The organism is Novosphingobium marinum, from assembly GCF_013408095.1.
Classification (GTDB): Bacteria; Pseudomonadota; Alphaproteobacteria; order Sphingomonadales; family Sphingomonadaceae; genus Novosphingobium; species Novosphingobium marinum.
The window spans coordinates 229943-246228 of sequence record NZ_JACBZF010000004.1; the positions used below are offsets into that span (position 1 = coordinate 229943).

At 66.1% G+C, this 16286-nt stretch carries 19 protein-coding genes; 10 read left to right on the forward strand and 9 right to left on the reverse strand.

Translation table 11 applies throughout. The features are described 5' to 3' along the window. The first annotated feature begins 160 nt into the window (after positions 1-160). The 3 genes from FHS75_RS12540 to FHS75_RS12550 all read left to right on the forward strand — a co-directional run bounded on the left by FHS75_RS12540 (position 161) and on the right by FHS75_RS12550 (position 2671). A complete protein-coding gene (locus tag FHS75_RS12540) occupies positions 161-1408 on the forward strand; it encodes a polyhydroxyalkanoate depolymerase (RefSeq protein WP_179408025.1) in 1248 nt (415 codons plus the stop codon). Between the two features lie 67 nt (positions 1409-1475). Beyond that, entirely contained in the window at positions 1476-2090 is a 615-nt protein-coding gene (locus tag FHS75_RS12545; protein ID WP_244959076.1) for a murein L,D-transpeptidase catalytic domain-containing protein, read from the forward strand. After that, complete coding sequence (locus tag FHS75_RS12550; protein WP_179408027.1) at positions 2087-2671, forward strand: nucleotidyltransferase family protein; 585 nt, start codon at positions 2087-2089, stop codon at positions 2669-2671. The genes FHS75_RS12545 and FHS75_RS12550 overlap by 4 nt, the downstream gene beginning before the upstream one ends. Here the strand turns inward: FHS75_RS12550 and FHS75_RS12555 are convergent. From FHS75_RS12555 to FHS75_RS12565, 3 genes are all read right to left on the reverse strand, one after another. Next, entirely contained in the window at positions 2646-3134 is a 489-nt protein-coding gene (locus FHS75_RS12555) for a DUF4123 domain-containing protein (protein WP_179408028.1), read from the reverse strand. The genes FHS75_RS12550 and FHS75_RS12555 overlap by 26 nt on opposite strands. Positions 3135-3138: 4 nt before the next feature. Then, on the reverse strand, positions 3139-3573 hold the full coding sequence (locus FHS75_RS12560; RefSeq protein WP_179408029.1) for a PAAR domain-containing protein: 435 nt from the start codon (positions 3571-3573) through the stop codon (positions 3139-3141). Between the two features lie 85 nt (positions 3574-3658). Next, positions 3659-4219: a YqgE/AlgH family protein gene (locus FHS75_RS12565; RefSeq protein ID WP_179408030.1), complete on the reverse strand. Its 561-nt coding sequence runs from the start codon at positions 4217-4219 to the stop codon at positions 3659-3661. Between the two features lie 146 nt (positions 4220-4365). Here FHS75_RS12565 and FHS75_RS12570 point away from each other — a divergent pair, with 146 nt between their 5' ends. The 4 genes from FHS75_RS12570 (at position 4366) to FHS75_RS12585 (ending at position 8056) form a co-directional block, all read left to right on the forward strand. Then, complete coding sequence (locus FHS75_RS12570) at positions 4366-6387, forward strand: TonB-dependent receptor (RefSeq protein WP_229735592.1); 2022 nt, start codon at positions 4366-4368, stop codon at positions 6385-6387. 18 nt (positions 6388-6405) lie between these two features. Continuing rightward, positions 6406-6945, forward strand: a complete 540-nt coding sequence (locus FHS75_RS12575; protein WP_179408032.1) for a (2Fe-2S)-binding protein — start codon at positions 6406-6408, stop codon at positions 6943-6945. Positions 6946-6974: 29 nt separating this feature from the next. After that, positions 6975-7319: an arsenate reductase family protein gene (locus tag FHS75_RS12580; protein WP_179408033.1), complete on the forward strand. Its 345-nt coding sequence runs from the start codon at positions 6975-6977 to the stop codon at positions 7317-7319. A gap of 95 nt (positions 7320-7414) precedes the next feature. Further along, positions 7415-8056, forward strand: a complete 642-nt coding sequence (locus FHS75_RS12585; protein ID WP_179408034.1) for a class I SAM-dependent methyltransferase — start codon at positions 7415-7417, stop codon at positions 8054-8056. Between the two features lie 15 nt (positions 8057-8071). On the opposite strand, the gene FHS75_RS12590 is transcribed toward FHS75_RS12585, so the two are convergent. Then, complete coding sequence (locus FHS75_RS12590) at positions 8072-8887, reverse strand: DUF7847 domain-containing protein (RefSeq protein WP_179408035.1); 816 nt, start codon at positions 8885-8887, stop codon at positions 8072-8074. 62 nt (positions 8888-8949) lie between these two features. On the opposite strand from FHS75_RS12590, the gene lipB reads away from it, so the two are divergent. Both lipB and FHS75_RS12600 read left to right on the forward strand, forming a co-directional pair. After that, complete coding sequence (lipB, locus tag FHS75_RS12595) at positions 8950-9645, forward strand: lipoyl(octanoyl) transferase LipB (protein ID WP_179408036.1); 696 nt, start codon at positions 8950-8952, stop codon at positions 9643-9645. Next, a complete protein-coding gene (locus tag FHS75_RS12600) occupies positions 9642-9887 on the forward strand; it encodes a hypothetical protein (RefSeq protein WP_179407815.1) in 246 nt (81 codons plus the stop codon). Before lipB ends, FHS75_RS12600 begins: the two co-directional genes overlap by 4 nt. A 4-nt stretch (positions 9888-9891) precedes the next feature. On the opposite strand, the gene FHS75_RS12605 is transcribed toward FHS75_RS12600, so the two are convergent. Continuing rightward, the gene (locus tag FHS75_RS12605) at positions 9892-10806 is read right to left on the reverse strand and encodes an HpcH/HpaI aldolase/citrate lyase family protein (protein ID WP_179408037.1); all 915 of its coding nucleotides are present in this window, start codon (positions 10804-10806) and stop codon (positions 9892-9894) included. 103 nt (positions 10807-10909) lie between these two features. Beyond that, positions 10910-12076 (reverse strand): N-acetyltransferase, encoded by a 1167-nt coding sequence (locus tag FHS75_RS12610; RefSeq protein ID WP_179408038.1) that lies wholly within the window; start codon positions 12074-12076, stop codon positions 10910-10912. 168 nt (positions 12077-12244) lie between these two features. Here FHS75_RS12610 and FHS75_RS12615 point away from each other — a divergent pair, with 168 nt between their 5' ends. Continuing rightward, entirely contained in the window at positions 12245-13336 is a 1092-nt protein-coding gene (locus FHS75_RS12615; protein ID WP_179408137.1) for a fatty acid desaturase family protein, read from the forward strand. Positions 13337-13342: 6 nt separating this feature from the next. On the opposite strand, the gene lptG is transcribed toward FHS75_RS12615, so the two are convergent. The 3 genes from lptG to clpS form a co-directional block, all read right to left on the reverse strand. After that, positions 13343-14440 carry an LPS export ABC transporter permease LptG gene (gene lptG / locus FHS75_RS12620; protein WP_179408039.1) on the reverse strand — a complete coding sequence of 366 codons (1098 nt, stop codon included), beginning with the start codon at positions 14438-14440 and terminating at the stop codon, positions 13343-13345. A 14-nt stretch (positions 14441-14454) separates the two neighbouring features. After that, positions 14455-15675, reverse strand: a complete 1221-nt coding sequence (gene lptF, locus FHS75_RS12625) for an LPS export ABC transporter permease LptF (RefSeq protein WP_179408040.1) — start codon at positions 15673-15675, stop codon at positions 14455-14457. A gap of 151 nt (positions 15676-15826) precedes the next feature. Further along, positions 15827-16213: an ATP-dependent Clp protease adapter ClpS gene (gene clpS, locus FHS75_RS12630; protein WP_229735594.1), complete on the reverse strand. Its 387-nt coding sequence runs from the start codon at positions 16211-16213 to the stop codon at positions 15827-15829. Positions 16214-16286: the final 73 nt, after the last annotated feature.

The window sequence follows — 16286 nt, forward strand, 5'->3', positions numbered from 1 at the left end:
AACGTGCGTCCCGCAAGGGAAAGTCGTGGCGACTTGCCATAATGACAGTTTCCGATACCCGCGCGGCTTGCTACATTGTGCATTGCACAATAGACTTTTCATCCCCACATTGCCGGGCATTTCCGAGAGTCGCGTTGCGGCGCAGCAGGAGGAGACGACATTGCTATATAACCTTTACGAACTGCAGCGCGCCTGGCTGAGCGGCGCGGCCGCATGGGCCTCGGTCGGTTCGGAAGTCCTTCAGAACCCGTCGCTGCCGTTCGGTTATACCGGTGTCGGACCGGTCATGGCGTCTGCGCTCGACGTGTTCGCCCATGCCTCCGTATCGCGCGGCAAGCCCTCTTTCGACATCGATACGGTCGAAGTCGACGGGAAAAACCACGCGGTCACCGAAGCGATCGTCAAACGCAAGCCGTTCGGCAACCTCCTGCGCTTCTCGCGCGAGGGACTGCCTGAAGACGCGCCGAAGCTGGTGATCGTCGCTCCGATGAGCGGGCACTACGCCACGCTCCTGCGCGGAACCGTGGAACGCATGGTCGAAAGCGCGGTCGTCTACATCACCGACTGGGCCGATGCGAAGATGGTCCCTTCGGAAGCGGGACGCTTCGACCTCGACGACTACATCGACTACGTTGTCGAGTTCCTCGAATTCGTCGGGCCGGGCGCGCACATGCTCGCCGTTTGCCAGCCTTCGGTGCCGGCGCTCGCGGCGACCGCGATCATGGCGAAGAACGACAACGCCTGCCGCCCGCTGACCCTCACCATGATGGGCGGCCCCATCGATACCCGCGAAGCGCCGACCAGCGTCAACGACCTTGCCATGCAGCGTCCGCTCGGCTGGTTCGAAAGCAACGTGATCGCCACCGTCCCGCTCGCCTATCCCGGCGCCGGAAGGCGTGTCTATCCGGGCTTCCTCCAGCTTGCCGGCTTCCTTTCGATGAATTTCGGAAGCCACCTCATGAGCCATTACGCCATGTTCAAGCATCTGGTGGAGGGCGACGGCGACAGCGCGGATGCGACCAAGGCGTTCTACGAGGAATACCGCAGCGTCTGCGACATGACAGCGGACTTCTACCTGCAGACGATCGAGCACGTCTTCCAGCGCCATTCGCTGCCCAGGGGCGAATTCGTCCATCGCGGCCAGCGCATCGATCTCGGAGACATCAAGGACACGGCGCTGCTGGCGATCGAGGGCGAACGCGACGACATCTCGGGCATCGGCCAGACCAAGGCATCGCTCCACCTCGCCCGCAATTTGCCCGAAGCGCGCAAGAAGTACTTCCTTGCCGAGGGCGTGGGTCACTACGGCATCTTCCACGGCTCCAAATGGCGCGGCATGATCGCGCCGGTCCTCGAAGGCTGGATGGACAATCACAATACCCGCGCCAAGCTGAAGGTCGTCGCCTGACGGGCCGCGCATCGCGGGTCTTTCAAAAAACTCCCGAGATTGCTATTTTGCGGGCATGACCGGGAGCATGAAACGCAGGGATTTCATCAGGGGCGGCGCCGCAGCGGCTGCCGCGCTCGTGCTGCCGGGCCGCGTCCTTGCAGCCGAAGCCACCGCGCTCGATCCCTACCAGCGGCGCATCATGGACATCGCCGCGCGCGAAAAGGATCGCGTCGCCGGGGACCTCTGGCGTACCGACGTCGTCGGAATAGCCGACTTCGGCCTGCCCTCGTGGGAACCGCGCCTTCACTTCGCGAACCTGGAGAACGGCAGCATCCGCTCGTTCCATACCGCGCACGGTCGCGGATCGGACCGCGAGCACGATGGCTGGCTCAAATCGTTCTCGAAGGAGCCGGGCTCGAACGCCACATCGCGCGGAGCCTACCTCACGTGCGAGTGGTATACAGGCAAGTACGGCACCTCGATCCGGCTCGAAGGACTCGATCAGAGCAACGATACCGCGCTCGAGCGCGCGATCGTGCTGCATTCGGCCTGGTACGTCGACAATTCGATGATCGACAAGTGGGGCAAGATCGGCCGCAGCGAAGGCTGCTTCGCGATGTCCGAAACCGATTTCAACGAAGCGCTCTGGCACCTTTCCGGAGGCCGGCTGCTCGTCGCCGACCGTATCGGCCGCGGGTGACGCTGGCCGCACTGGTGCTCGCCGCAGGGGCGGGCACGCGCTTCGGGGGAGACAAGCTCTCCGCCCCGTTCCTTGGCAAACCGCTTCTCCGGCATGCGATTCGCGCGGCGCGCGATGCGCCTGTCTCGTTCGTAGTCGTGGTGCATTCCCCGTCCCTGTCGCCGGGTGCCTGGCAAGGCGATCCGCCGGTCCACCCGCTCAAGGTCGCAAGCACCGCGCTGTCGGAGAGCCTGAAGGCAGGCGCGGCGGCAGCGGGCGAGGTCGAAGGGCTGTTCGTGTACCTCGGCGACATGCCGTTCGTGCCCGGCGATATCGGGCAGGCACTCGTGGCGAGCATCGGAGATGCCTTCGCTGCGCGCCCGTTCTTCCGGGGAAGGCCAGGGCACCCCGTGCTGCTTTCCAGGGCGGCATGCGCGGCAATGACGCTGCTCTCCGGAGACGAGGGCGCCGGTCGCCTGCTGCGCGGACGCGAAACGGTCGAACTGGAGTGGGACGACGAAGGCGTCTGCCTCGACGTCGATCGGCCGGAGGATATCGCGACGCTGGAAAAGCGGTTCAGGCGAGGGCCTGATCGCCCATGAGCAGCTTGCCCTCCTTCCACTTGTAGTCGAAGTGGCCAGCTCCGTCCTCGGCCTCTACCGAGTACTGGCGGATGCCCTTGAACCAGGGCTTGCGCTCCTCGTCGGTCGCCGAGCGGATGAACGAGTTGAACACGCGCGGGTCGTAGAAACGGAACAGCGAAACCGTTCCGTCGGGCAGCTTCGCCTGCATGAACTTGCGGAAATGCTTCTGCAGGTCCTCAAGCGAGAGCGAGGAGAGCAGCATCAGCCCCCAGTTGCCGCCCTTGCCATGCTCCTGCCAGGTTGCCAGCAGCGGCTCGTTCGGGTCGATGACAACAAGATAGGGCGCTACATCGGCGATCTGAGGGTCGAGATCGCCCTTGTACAGGCACATGTGCGCCCGGCAGCTGCGCACCAGCTGGCCAAGGCGCGGGTCCTGCGCGCAGTCGATGATCGCGTACCATTGCTGCGGAGCGTCGGCCACGGCGCTACCTGTTCTTCATGCACTGCTCGCAGAAGGGCTTGCCGTCCCGCGCAGCGCCGATCATCGCTTCGGCCATTTCCTTGGGATCGACGTCCCCGCCCTCGATCGGCATGTTGACCATCGTCATCGCGAAAGAACCGATGTCGGGTACCGAAACGCCGACCATGCCGATCAGCACGGTGAACGCGCCCATCATGATCGCTCCGCCGCACAGGGTGGGATCGCCCATGCGGGCTGCCGGGCGCTTGCCGACAAGCACCGTCGGCGAGCCGAAAACGATGGGAACCTGGGCCGGAACGCAGAACACGTTGTCGAGCATCCGCGCCTGCGGGCGCTTTTCGGTCAGCACCGTCACTTCGCAAGGGGGAGCGACGGGCGCGCCCGAAGGCAGGAGGGCGCAGATATGCGGATCGCCGATGCGTGCGGCTGGCTGGCTCATGACATTCCGGCCCTGTCCCGTGGAAGGTGCGGCGAAAAGACTACACCCATGCGGCGCATTCTACAACGCCGCAGCGCGCGGGCGTTCAGGCGCTGCCGGTCTGCCCGGCCAGCAGGGCGGGATCGATGCCCTCGGCCTGCCAGCAGGCGGTCCACCGGTCGAGCGGCGAGGTATCGTAGAGGATACCCTCGTGTCCTTCCGCCGCATACCAGCCGTGGCGGCGCATCTCGCTTTCGAGCTGACCCTCGCCCCAGCCGGCATAGCCGAGCGCGAATTGCCAGCGGCTAGGACCGCGCCCTTCGGCGATGGCCTTGAGCACGTCGAGCGACGCCGACAGCGCACCGAACGGCTTGACCTCGATAGTGTCGACCCCGCCCCAGTCGGTCGAATGCAGGATGAAGCCGCGTCCCGGCTCCACCGGGCCACCGTGCAGGACCTCGCGGTCCGGAGCATCGCCCGGATCGATCTCCAGCACTTCCAGCAATTCGTGAAAGCGCACGCCTTCGCGCAGGTGACCTATGCCGATGCCGAGCGCCCCGTGCTCGTCGTGCACGCACATCGCGATGACCGAGCGTTCGAAGCGGGGGTCGGCCATTCCGGGCATCGCCAGCAGGAGCCTGCCGGAAAGGTACTGCGCTTCGCTCATCGTACTTCCATTTAGGACGATGCGTTCGCGTCACAAGCTTGCGGTCTTTACGAATGCGCGTCGCAGCGACTATGCCGCCGTGCAAAACGGTGCCCGGAAGGGGCGCAGCGAGATTCTGCGGGAGAGAGCCGGAAGGCATGCAATCGATGAATTACAGGTACTTCACCGCGGTATCGCTGCTTGGCCTCGCCTGGATCGCGCAGCCCGCGCATGCACAGGATGCCGAGCCGCGCGAACCCATCGTCGTGACCGGCAAGGGCCTGCCCGACACGCCCGCGACCCCGGCCTACGGCACCCAGGTGCTCGAGCGCGAACAGGTCGTCTCGACAGGATCGGGCCGGATCGAGGACGTGCTGTCCTCCGTCGCCGGCTTCCAGCAGTTCCGCAGGTCCGACAGCCGGTCCTCGAACCCTTCGGCGCAGGGCGTGACACTGCGCGCGCTGGGCGGCAACGCCACTAGCCGCGCGCTCGTCCTGCTCGACGGCGTGCCGATGGCGCATCCCTTCTTCGGCTACATCCCGCTCAGCGCCCTCGTCCCCGAGCGCCTCGAAACGGTTCGCGTGACGCGCGGCGGCGGGTCGGGAGCGTTCGGAGCCGGTGCGGTCGCCGGCACCATCGAGCTGCTCAGCGCCGACGCCGAAACCATCGGTCCGCTTTCCGCATCGGCGCTGGTCAACGATCGCGGCGGGACCGAAGCGTCCGCCGTTGGATCGGCCAACCTCGGTCAGGGCTTCGTTGTCGCAGGCGTGCGCTGGGACCGGGGCGACGGCTTCTGGACCACGCCGCGCGCCGACCGGGTGCCGGCCAGCGCCCGCGCCGCGTTCGACAGCTGGTCGGCCTCGCTGCGCGCCGTCGCGCCGCTCAACGACACGGTCGAGCTCCAGGCCAACGCGCTGATCTTCGATGACGAGCGCACCCTGCGCTTCGAGGGCGCCGACTCGACTTCGACCGGGCAGGATGCGAGCATCCGGCTGGTCGGTCGCGGCGAATGGGCCTTCGATGCCCTCGCCTACGTCCAGGCGCGCAATTTCTCGAACGTGGTGATCAGCTCGACCCGCTTCGTGCGCGTGCTCGACCAGCGCAACACGCCTTCGACGGGCCTTGGCGGCAAGTTCGAGCTGCGTCCCCCGGTCGGCCCGGACCATGTCCTGCGCATCGGGGCGGACCTGCGGATATCGGACGGCGAATTGCGCGAGGACCCGTACAGCGCCTTCAGCGGCCAGCGCACCGCGCGCCGTTTCGCGGGCGGACGCAACACCGACCTCGGCTTTTTCATTGAGGACGACTGGACCGTCGGCGACCTCGTGCTGACGGCGGGCGCACGTGCCGACCGCTGGACCATCGAGGACGGATTCTACCGCGAATACGATGCCGACGACGCTCTCGCCATCGACGAGCGGTTCGCCGACCGGTCTGGTTGGGACGCCTCTTTCCGGGGCGGTGCGGTCTGGAACGCGGGAGGCGGCCTCTCGCTGCGCGCGGCGGCTTACAGCAACGTGCGACTTCCCACGCTCAACGAGCTTTACCGCCCCTTCGTCGTCTTCCCGGTCGTGACGAGGGCGAACGAGAACCTCGAGAACGAGGAATTGCGCGGGTTCGAGGCGGGAATCGATTTCGAACCTTCGGACAACGTCTCGCTTTCGCTCACCGCATTCGACAACGAGGTGAAGAACGCGGTCGCCAACGTCACCCTCGAACCGACGCTGCGGCAGCGGCGCAACGTCGATGCAATCCGTGCGCGCGGCCTCGAATTCGGAGCGAACCTTCGCTTCGGCACGGTGAGCCTCTACGGCTCGCTCGCCTGGACCGATGCCGAAGTGGAAGGCAGCGGCGCATCCGCCGCGCTTGACGGCATGCGTCCCTCGCAAGTGCCCGAGATCGCAGCGAGCGCCACGCTCGCCTGGACGCCTGCGCCCGACTGGCGGCTTGCGACCACGGTCAGGCATGTCGGCAAGCAGTTCGAGGACGACATGGAAACCGACGTCCTCCCGGCCGCGACGACCGTAGATGCTTATGCCGAGATTCCGCTGGCGCGCGGCATCAGCGTCGTCCTGCGCGGCGAGAACCTGACCGACGAGACGATCTTCACGCGCAACCAAGGCGGATCGATCGACCTGGGCGTGCCGCGCACCGTCTGGGCCGGATTGAAATTGCGTCTCGGCCGCTGAGGCGGGTATGCCGCAACAATGTCGCGCCTGACCGTCAACGAGCGTCCCGTCGCCTTCGACATGGACCCGCAGACACCCCTCCTGTGGGCATTGCGCGACGCGGCGAACCTGACCGGCACCAAATACGGCTGCGGAGTGGGCGATTGCGGCGCCTGCATGGTCCTCGTCGACGGGGAGGCGCTGCGCTCCTGCCTCATCACGATCGGCGAGGCTGAAGGCAGGTTCGTCACCACGATCGAGGGCCTTTCGCGCGACCGGTCGCATCCGGTGCAGCAGGCCCTGGTGGCAGAGCAGGCGATCCAGTGCGGTTTCTGCACCCCGGGCATTGCCATTGCAGCCGCCGCGCTCCTGGCGCGCAACGCCGATCCCGGCGAGGAGGAGATCGGCCAAGCCATCCCCAACCTGTGCCGCTGCGGGGTCTACCCCCGGCTCGTTCGCGCGATCCAGCGGGCCGGGCGCGTCATGCGCCGCGCCGAGACGATCAGCGCTGCCCCCGCGCCCGGCATAAGCCCCGACGACGCGGCCGAGGCCGTTCCGGCCCTGCGCACAAGCGAATGACCGATCCTGCCTGACGAAGGGAAAAGACGATGAAAGCCACGATCTGGCACAACCCGAAATGCGGTACCTCGCGCAAGACGCTCGCGATCCTCGAGGAAACGCCCGGCGTAGAGGTCAACGTCATCGAATACCTCAAGACTCCGCCGCCTGCCGAAAAGCTTGCGCAGCTTTACCGCGACGCCGGGATCGCGCCGCAGCAGGGGCTTCGCCTGCGTGGCACCGACGCAGAGGAACGCGGCCTGACGGAAGCGCAAGATGCCGTCGTTCTCGAAGCGATGTCGAACGAGCCGATCCTGATCGAGCGCCCGCTCGTCGAGACCGAGAAGGGCGTCCGCTTGTGCCGCCCGCAGGACAAGGTGCGCGAGATACTCTGACGCTTTCCTGACGGTCAGCTTGCATTGATGCGTCAAATTTGCGAACGCCCACGCTTCGCAACACCGATGCAGGCAAGGCAGGAACAGACCCGGGAATGACGAGCAGCGAGCTTGCAAGAGAACCGTTTTCGCGGCGGATGAAGACGCGGATGCGGCGGATGCTCGGCCCCTGGGGCGTGTTTTTCGAAGGTTTCGTGAAGAACCCCGTGATGGTCGGATCGGTGATCCCGTCCTCGCGCTTCACCATCGAGAAGATGCTCGGCCCCGTCAAATGGGACGAGTGCCAGCTGTTCGTCGAGTACGGACCCGGCGTGGGCACGTTCTGCCGTCCGATCCTCGACAGGCTGCGCCGCGACGGCATGCTGATCGTGATCGACACGAACCGGCTCTACATCGACTACCTCAACGCGACGATCAGCGACAGCCGTTTCGTCGCGATCCACGGCTCTGCCGCCGACGTCGAGGACATCGTTCGCGCGCACGGGCATACCCATGCCGACTACGTGCTGTCCGGCCTGCCCTTTTCGACCCTGCCCGAGGGGGTGGGCCCTGCCATCGCCGATGCCACGCACCGCGTGATCCGGCCAGGCGGGGCGTTCCTCGTCTACCAGTTCTCGGCCCGCGCGCGCGACTACATGGCGCGCAACTTCAAGCGCATCGATGAGGATTTCGTCGCGCTCAACGTGCCGCCGTGCAAGCTCTACTGGGGCTGGAAGGACACTCCGGGCGACGCCTGAGCCGGCGTCCCGGCCCTATTCGAACGGCCTGCTTTCCGCTTCGGGCGAAGGCCCGGCAAGCTGCCGGTGCGCCGCCGCGACGATCGCCACGAAATAGAGCGCCATGACCGCGCTGAGCGTGGCCGAGACCACGGTCGCGATGACTTCGCCGGTCACCTGTCCCACCAGGAGCGCGGCGATGATCCCGATGAACGCTGTCGCGATCAGGATCACCACTGTGAAGGCGACGGCGACGAGAGCGTAGAAAAGCCCGAGCCGCCAGCCGTTGCCCCTGGTCAGAAGCCACGAGCGCTTGAGCGCCTCGAGCGGATTGCGCTGCCCTTCGACAGCGATGACCGGGGCCACCAGCGAGGACTTGACCGCCGCATAGATCGCCACGCCCGCCACGACGACGAGCGCGACGCCCACGATCAGCGGAAGCCCGGTCGCGCCCGCCATGGCAAGCACGATCGCAGCGACGATCAGGATCCCGAGCCCCAGGATGATCTGGGCCAGGACATAGAATAGGAAATTGCCGAAGCCCGACTTGATCGCCTCGCCCACCGTTGGGCGGGCCTTGTCGGTCAGGAGAGTGAGCAGCGCCAGCGTACCCGCCGCCTGGAACAGCATGGCGAGTATCAGGAACGGTGAGGCAGACGCATAATAGCCGGTCATCATCGCCAGCATCGCTTCCTCGTCCATGCCCGCCGTCGGCTCGGGCGCGGGCAGGAGCAGGCCGAAGGCAAGGCCCGGCAGCAGATAGAACACGCCGGCCAGCGCCAGCAGGACGTCGCGGTTGGCGGAAATCGCCGTCGATGCCTGCTTCCAGGCCCGGTTGCTGTCGAACTTCATTACCCGCTCCTCCTCGCGCGGGGGCCTTGATAACCGCAGCGAATGGGGCCACGCAACGCGCCATGCACAGCGATTTGTCCGCAACCGTGGATTGGCCCTCCGAAATCGAACTGCGGCGCGAAACATCGCCGGTTCCCTACCGCGCCGCGCTCGACGAAATGACCGCGCGCAACGCGGCGATCGCCGCGGAAGAGGCGGGCGAACTGGTCTGGCTGCTCGAGCATCCGCCGGTCTATACCGCCGGCACCAGCGCGGCGGCGGGCGAACTGCTCGATCCGCGATTCGAGGTCGTCGAGGCGGGGCGCGGCGGGCGCTACACCTATCACGGCCCGGGTCAGCGCGTGGGTTATGTCCTGCTCGATCTCAGGCGGCGTGCCCGCGACGTGCGCGGGTTCGTGCACGCGCTGGAAGGCTGGGTGATCACGACGCTTGCGGATTTCGGCATCGAGGCGTTTCGCCGCGAGGGGCGCATCGGCATCTGGACTTTCGAGAAGGACGGCTCCGAAGCCAAGATCGGCGCTATCGGCGTTCGCATCCGGCGCTGGGTCACGATGCACGGCTTCTCGGTCAACCTCGACCCCGATCTGTCGCACTTCACCGGCATCGTGCCGTGCGGGATCGAGGAATACGGCGTTACCAGCCTTGCGCGGCTTGGTGTGAAGGTTGATCAGGCGGGCTGGGATCGGGCATTGCTGGGCCATGCCGGCGCATTTTTCGCCGCGCTCGATCGCCCGTGTCCGACGGAGGAGGTCCGATGAAGTCAGTTGCGCAACTTGCGATAACCGTGGCCCTGTTTACGGGGCTCTCCGCCTGCGAGGACCAGAAGGTGCCCGAACGGCAGGCGGGCGCGGGCGGCGAAATCCTCGAGCGCTCCGTCAGCGACGACATGCTGCCCTACGATACCGTCCGGTCGCAGCCGCCGCTGGTCAGTGAAGCGCCCGAAGACGATGCATCCGGAGACGCGGAAGCGGAAGCGGACGCGGAAGACGCCGGGGACTGAGGCGTCAGGCCGGTCGCAGGATGGGCGGGCGCCTTTGCGCCGCGCTCGCTTCGCCCAGCTCGATCAGGCCCTTGGCCACGCGAAGGCGAGACAGGTCGACCTCGCGGCGGTCCTTGGGGTAGGCGCCCGTCGGACCGTCGCCGTCGAGCGCGGACACCAGCCGTTGCGCTTCGGCGAGTTCATCGGCGCTTGGCGTGAAGGCTTCGTTGATCGCTGCGACCTGTTCGATGCGCGAGCACAGCATCCCGGTGAACCCGTCGCCGCGCGCCACCCTGGCGACCGCGAGCGCCTCGTCCGCGACTGCCGGATCGAGCCAGTCGAGCGCCGCCAGCCCGCATCCGTGCGCTGCAAGCAGGGTCTGCGCGCGGACGTAGCGAAAGGTATCGGCCCAGCCCGCGGCGGCATCGTAGGTGCGCGTCGCGCCGATCGATGCGCCGAGGCTCTCTGCGTCCCAGGCAAGCCCGGCAAGTCGCTGGTGATCGGCATCGAGGAACGCGGGAAGCGCAAGCGCCGCTCGCGGCGTATCGCCGACAAGGGCGACGATCTGCGTCGAGTTGGTCGCGATCTGCCCGCGCTGCTCGAATTCGTAGATTTCCGCGCCGATCTGGCGGATCGTGTTGGGCGAGGCAACGCCGGGAAGCAGGATGCCGTCGGGCGCGTTGCGCATCGCGGCGACAAGGTCTGGCCGCCATACGCTGGTATCGAGCGGATTGATTCGCACCCAGCGGCTGACGCGCTGTTCGGTCACCTGACGGCGGTGGGCGGCCAGCCACTCGCTCGCCAGTTCGCGCCCGCGCTGTTGCTCCGGGCCCTCAAGACCCGCGAGATCCAGCACGATGGCATCGGCTCCGCAGCCCACCGCATCGGCAAGTGAAGCCTCGCGGTTGGCCGGCACGACGAGCCAGGACCGGTTGTTCATAGTTGCGCGCCTTCCCCTTCGTTCGCAGTCGCGCGCCAGCCTAGCGGCGAAGGGTAAAGGAAGCGTGGCGTTCCGGTGAAATAGGGGCGCCAAAGGGCCGCGCCTAGAGCGCCTTCTCGTATATCGCGTATTCGCGGTTGATCGTGCTGTCGATGGTGTCGGCGATGGCGACCATCCCCTTGTTGTCGTCGAGGATCCAGCCGATTTCGCCGCGCTTGCCGTCGTAGCGCGTGATCGCCGCCTGCCGGATGTATTCGATCATCATGAAGGCCAGCTGGCTTGCAAGGCGCGAGGATTGCAGTTTCTTGCGCACGCCCATCAGCGGCACGCGCATGTCGGCGGGTCGCGGACGCCGCAGCCAGCGCAGAAGCTTGAGCCAGCCGAGCAGCGACGGGCGGCCATCGGCTCTCAGGATGCGCTTCTGTGCCTGGTTGAGGTCGGGCAGCGTCATCATGAACGCCACCGGCTCCCCTTCGTATTCGGCGATGCGGATGAGGTCGGGATGGACGAGCGGCTTCAGCTTCTTGCCGGTGTGCGCGATTTCCTCGTCGGTAAACGGCACGAACCCCCAGTTGTCCGCCCACGCATCGTTCAGGATGTCGCAAATGATCGCGGCGTCCCGGTCGAAGTGCCTCAGTTCGACCTCGCGGATCACGATCTTCGGGTTCTTCTCCCCCGAGGCGACGATGCGCCGGACGATCGGCGGGAATTCGGACCTGATGTCGAGTTCGTAGGTGTAGAGCGTCTTCACGCGTTCGTACCCCGCGCCCTCGACCCACGGCTGGTAGTGCGCGGGATGGTGGCCCATCATGACCATCGGCGCGTGGTCGTGCCCGCGCACCAGCAGGCCGGGCTCCTCCCAGACCGAAAGGTTCATCGGCGCCAGGACGCGAGTCATGCCTTCGTCGCGAAGCCACTGCTCGGCCCGGACGATGAGCGCGCGCGCCGTTTCCTCGTCCTCGGCCTCCATCGCGCCCCAGTTGCCGGTTCCCGGTCCCATGCCCTGCTCGGGTGGCTGGGCGAGCGCGATCTCGTCTATGTGAGCGGAAATCCGCCCCACCGTGCGTCCTCCCCGCCTTGCGAGGAAAAGCTGGCAGCGCGCATGTTCGAAGAACGGGTTCTTGCCGGGAGTGAACTTGGCAAGCTCCTCGATCCGCAAATTCGATACCCAGTTGGGATCCCCGGCATGCATGCGATAGGCAAGATCGACGAATTCGGCACGCGCGGCCTTGTCGGAAACGGGTTCGATGAATAGCTCGGCCGCGGCCACGTTCCTGCCTTTGTTCGGGTCTAGTTAAGTCGGGTTTCGCGAAATGCGGGCGGTCGAGACACCTTGTCAAGCGAACTCGCTTGCGCCAACGGCGCCCCGGCGAACGACCGACCACCCCGCAGCAACAGGGACTCGACCGGGACCACTTGTGGAATTGACGGCATGGCGATGCAGGAAACCTTGACCCGCGCACAGGGCACGAACGAACCGACGATCGCTCGGCCGGCCGCGAACCGCGTCGCGATCGAGGACGACAAGGCCATGCTGCGCGCAGCCGTCGAACTTACCCGCGACATTTCGGACGCGCGGCCCGCGATCTACTGGCCCGACATGCTCGGCTCGGCCTTCGTCGGCTATGCCGCGCTCGCAGGGGCGATCCTTGCAGAGGGAGCTGCGCTGACAGTCGTTTTCGCCGTGGTAGCCGTGCTCGCGCTGTACCGCGCCCTGCTGTTCATTCACGAACTGACGCACATCCATCGCGATGCGCTTCCCGGCTTCCGGTTCGCCTGGAACCTGCTCGTCGGGATCCCGCTCCTGACGCCCTCCTTCATGTACGAGAACGTGCATACGCTGCATCACGCGCGCACGCGCTACGGGACGCGGGAAGACCCGGAGTACCTCCCGCTCGCGCTGATGAAGTGGTGGTCGCTGCCGCTGTTCCTGGTGACGGCAATCCTCCTGCCGGTGGCGCTGCTGGTCCGCTCCGCCGTCCTCGTGCCGCTAGGAATCGTGCTGCCGCCTGTTCGCAGGCTGGTCTGGGAGCGGGCATCGGCGCTGGCGATCAATCCCGCCTTCCGCCGCCGCCTTCCGACAGGCGATTTCGGGCGAATGGTCTTCTGGCAGGAACTGGGGACGACGCTGTGGTCGTTCGCGCTCGTCGCCAGCATCTTCGTGATCGGCTGGATGCCGCTGGCCATCGCCTTCGGCATCATTTCCGCCGTCGCCGTGCTCAACCAGCTGCGCACTCTCGTTGCGCACCTGTGGGAGAACGAGGGCGAAGCGATGACGGTGACGGCCCAGTACCTCGATTCGGTCAACGTGCCCCCGCCCGGCGTGCTGCCTTTCCTGTGGGCGCCCGTCGGCCTTCGTTACCACGCGCTGCACCACCTGCTGCCCAGCATGCCCTATCATTCGCTGGGCGAGGCGCATCGCCGGCTTTCGGCGCACCTCGGCATGGAGACGACTTACGCGCGGGCAAGCCATCCAGGGCTGCTCCACCTGATCGGGAGGATCGCGCGCAGCACGATGCGCCCTCGCTGAGCGACCTTATTCCTCGGTCCGCACGAGCACGGTCTCGCCGACCAGCGCGAACAGCAGGAACGGCGCCCAGGCCGCGATGAGTGGAGGGTATCCGCCGAAGTTGCCCATGGCGAGCGCGGCGTTGTCGACGACGAAATAGGCGAAGCCGAGCGCCATGCCGATGATCGCGCGAACGAGCAGCTGTCCCGATCGCGCCAGCCCGAAAGCGGCGATCGCTCCCAGCAGAGGCATGAGCATGGCCGAGAGCGGCCCGGAGATCTTGTGCCACCATGCCGCTTCGAGCTGCGTCGTGCGGCGACCGGCGGCCTGCAACGCCTCGATCGAGCGCGACAGTTCCATCAGGTTCTGCGAATCGGCATCGACCGAGCTGATCGCGATCTGCGAGGGCTCTACGTCCTCTGCAAGCACCAGAGTGCCGGCCTCGCGCGTGGTGGTCTCGCGCACGTCGAAGGCGGTCGCGTTGTCGAGCCGCCAGCCGGGATTGGCGAAGGTCGCCGAATCGGCACGAATCTGCTCGACGATCGTTCCGCCGGCGTCGCGGCGATAGTAGGTGACGCCCTGCATGCGCATCGCGTTGCCGCTCCCGGACAGGGATGCGGCCAGCATGATGTTGCCCCCGTCGCGCAAGTAGACGTTGCTCCGCACGCCCGAATCCTCGGGCACGGGTCCGTAGTCGACCGCCTGCCACGCGTCGAGGGTGGCGGTGGCACGCGTCACGATCCTTTCGTTGAAGACGAAGCTGGCGAGCGAGACCAGCGCCGCCGTGAGCAGCAGCGGCGCGAGCACCTGGTGCGCGGACAGCCCCGCCGCCTTCATCGAGATGACCTCGCTGTTCTGGTTGAGCGTCGCCAGCGTGATAATCGTTGCCAGCAGCACCGAGTAGGGCAGGAATCGGGCGACGAGCTGCGGCACGCGCAGGCCGGCATACGTCCACAGCTGCGCATCGCCGTTGCCTTCTGCGGCAAGGATCTTGCCGCTCTCGCCCAGCAGGTCGAGCATCATGAGGATCAGCACGAGCATCACCAGCACCGCCAGGATGCGGGTGATGAAAAGGCGCGCCAGATAGAACGTCAGTGTCTTCGACGGGAAGAATTCGAGGTGCATGCGCGTCCTTCAGCTCACGCGGGTTGCGGATCGGGCAGGCCCGGCACGCGATGGCGCTTGAGCAGCTTCTTGACGCGCTTGGCGACGTCGGCGGCGAATTTCTCGAGCCAGCCGATCGCCTGACCGCCGGGCACGTAGGCGACACGATAGTACATCCACAGGATCAGCGCTGCGAAGACGAAGAACGGCCCCCACAGCGCCACGATCGGGTTGATCAGTCCCAGCGCCGCCACGGCTTCGCCGTACTGGTTTATCTTGTGATAGGCGACGACGAGCACGATCGAGACGAACAGCCCCAGCGCGGACGTCGATCGCTTGGGCGGAATGGCAAGCGCCACCGCAAGCAGCGGGAGCAGCAGCATCATGACCACTTCGACCATGCGGTAATTGAAGGCCGCCTGGCTGGACACGCGCGCCTCCTCCGGAGCTGCCGGGCTCCAGCCGATCCTGAGCAGTTCGGGCAGGATGTATTCGCGATCCTTGCCTCCGCGTTCGCGAAAGCGTTCGATCGTGGGCAGGTCGATGGGAAGGTCGTGACGCGTGAAGCTGAGGACCCGCGGATCGCCGCCGGTCGTGTCCTGGACGATCTGCCCGTCGAGCAGGCGCAGGATGATCGTGTCGGGTGAACCCTCCAGCGCCAGGAACTGCCCTTCGCGCGCCGAAATGGAAAGCACCTGACCCTTGTCGTTCGCAACGCGCGCGAAGATTCCGATGAGGCGCGAGCCCCCTTCGCGGCTCTCCTCGATCCGGAGGCCCATGCGGTCCTGCAGCGTGGTGAACTCGCCGACCTTGATCGACGCGCCGAGGGCACCGGACCGGAGTTCGAACTGGAGCTGCTCGTAATAGTACCGCGAAAGCGGCTGCATGTAGCCGACGATCGCGAAATTGAGAGCCGCCAGCAGCACCGTGATGATGAACGGCACGCGCAGGAGCCGGGTGTAGCTGAGCCCCACGGCGCGCATCACGTCGAGCTCGCTCGACGTCGCCAGCTTGCGGAAGGCGATAAGGATGCCGAGCATCAGGCCAAGGGGGATGGCGAGGCTGGCGTATTCGGGCAGCAGGTTCGCCAGCATCTTGAAAACGACGCCGATCGGCCCGCCCTCGGTCGCCACGAAGTCGAAGAGGCGGAGCATCTTGTCGAGAATGAGCAGCGATGCCGCGATCACGAACACGCCCAGCATCGGCATGAGCACCAGCCGGAAAATGTAGCGGTCGATGGCGGTAAGGAATTTCAAGCGGCCTGCCTGCTCGTAGCGGTCGTGCGATCCGGTTCGGCCGGACCTTCAACGCCGCCTTATCCCGCCCGAACCCCTGTGGGCAAGCCTAGGACGTGAAACGTGACGTTCGCCAGGTCGGCGCTTCGCCGCCGGAAAGGCACCGTGCGGATCAGGCCTTCTCCAGAGTGCACTGCAGCGGATGCTGGTTCTGCCGGGCGAAATCCATCACCTGATTCACCTTGGTCTCGGCTATTTCGTAGGGAAAGATGCCGCACACGCCCACACCCTTCTGGTGCACGTGGAGCATCACTCGTGTCGCCTGCTCGAGATCCATGTTGAAGAACCGCTTCAGGACCATCACGACGAATTCCATCGGTGTGTAATCGTCGTTGAGCATCAGCACCTTGAACTGGCTGGGCTTCTTCGGTTTCGCACGCGCCTTGGTAGCGATGCCGACCTGGCCCTGCCCGTCGTCTCCGTCACCCGGTCCCTCGCCTTCGCCCGCGTTGCGGACGGCGCGAAGCAGGGAATCATCAACGTTGCCGGTTGCTAGCATGTAACAAGAATATCGCATTGCGGGGGCACAGGACAAGCCGCTGGGGCTTCCAGCGGGCTCTAACGACGAACGG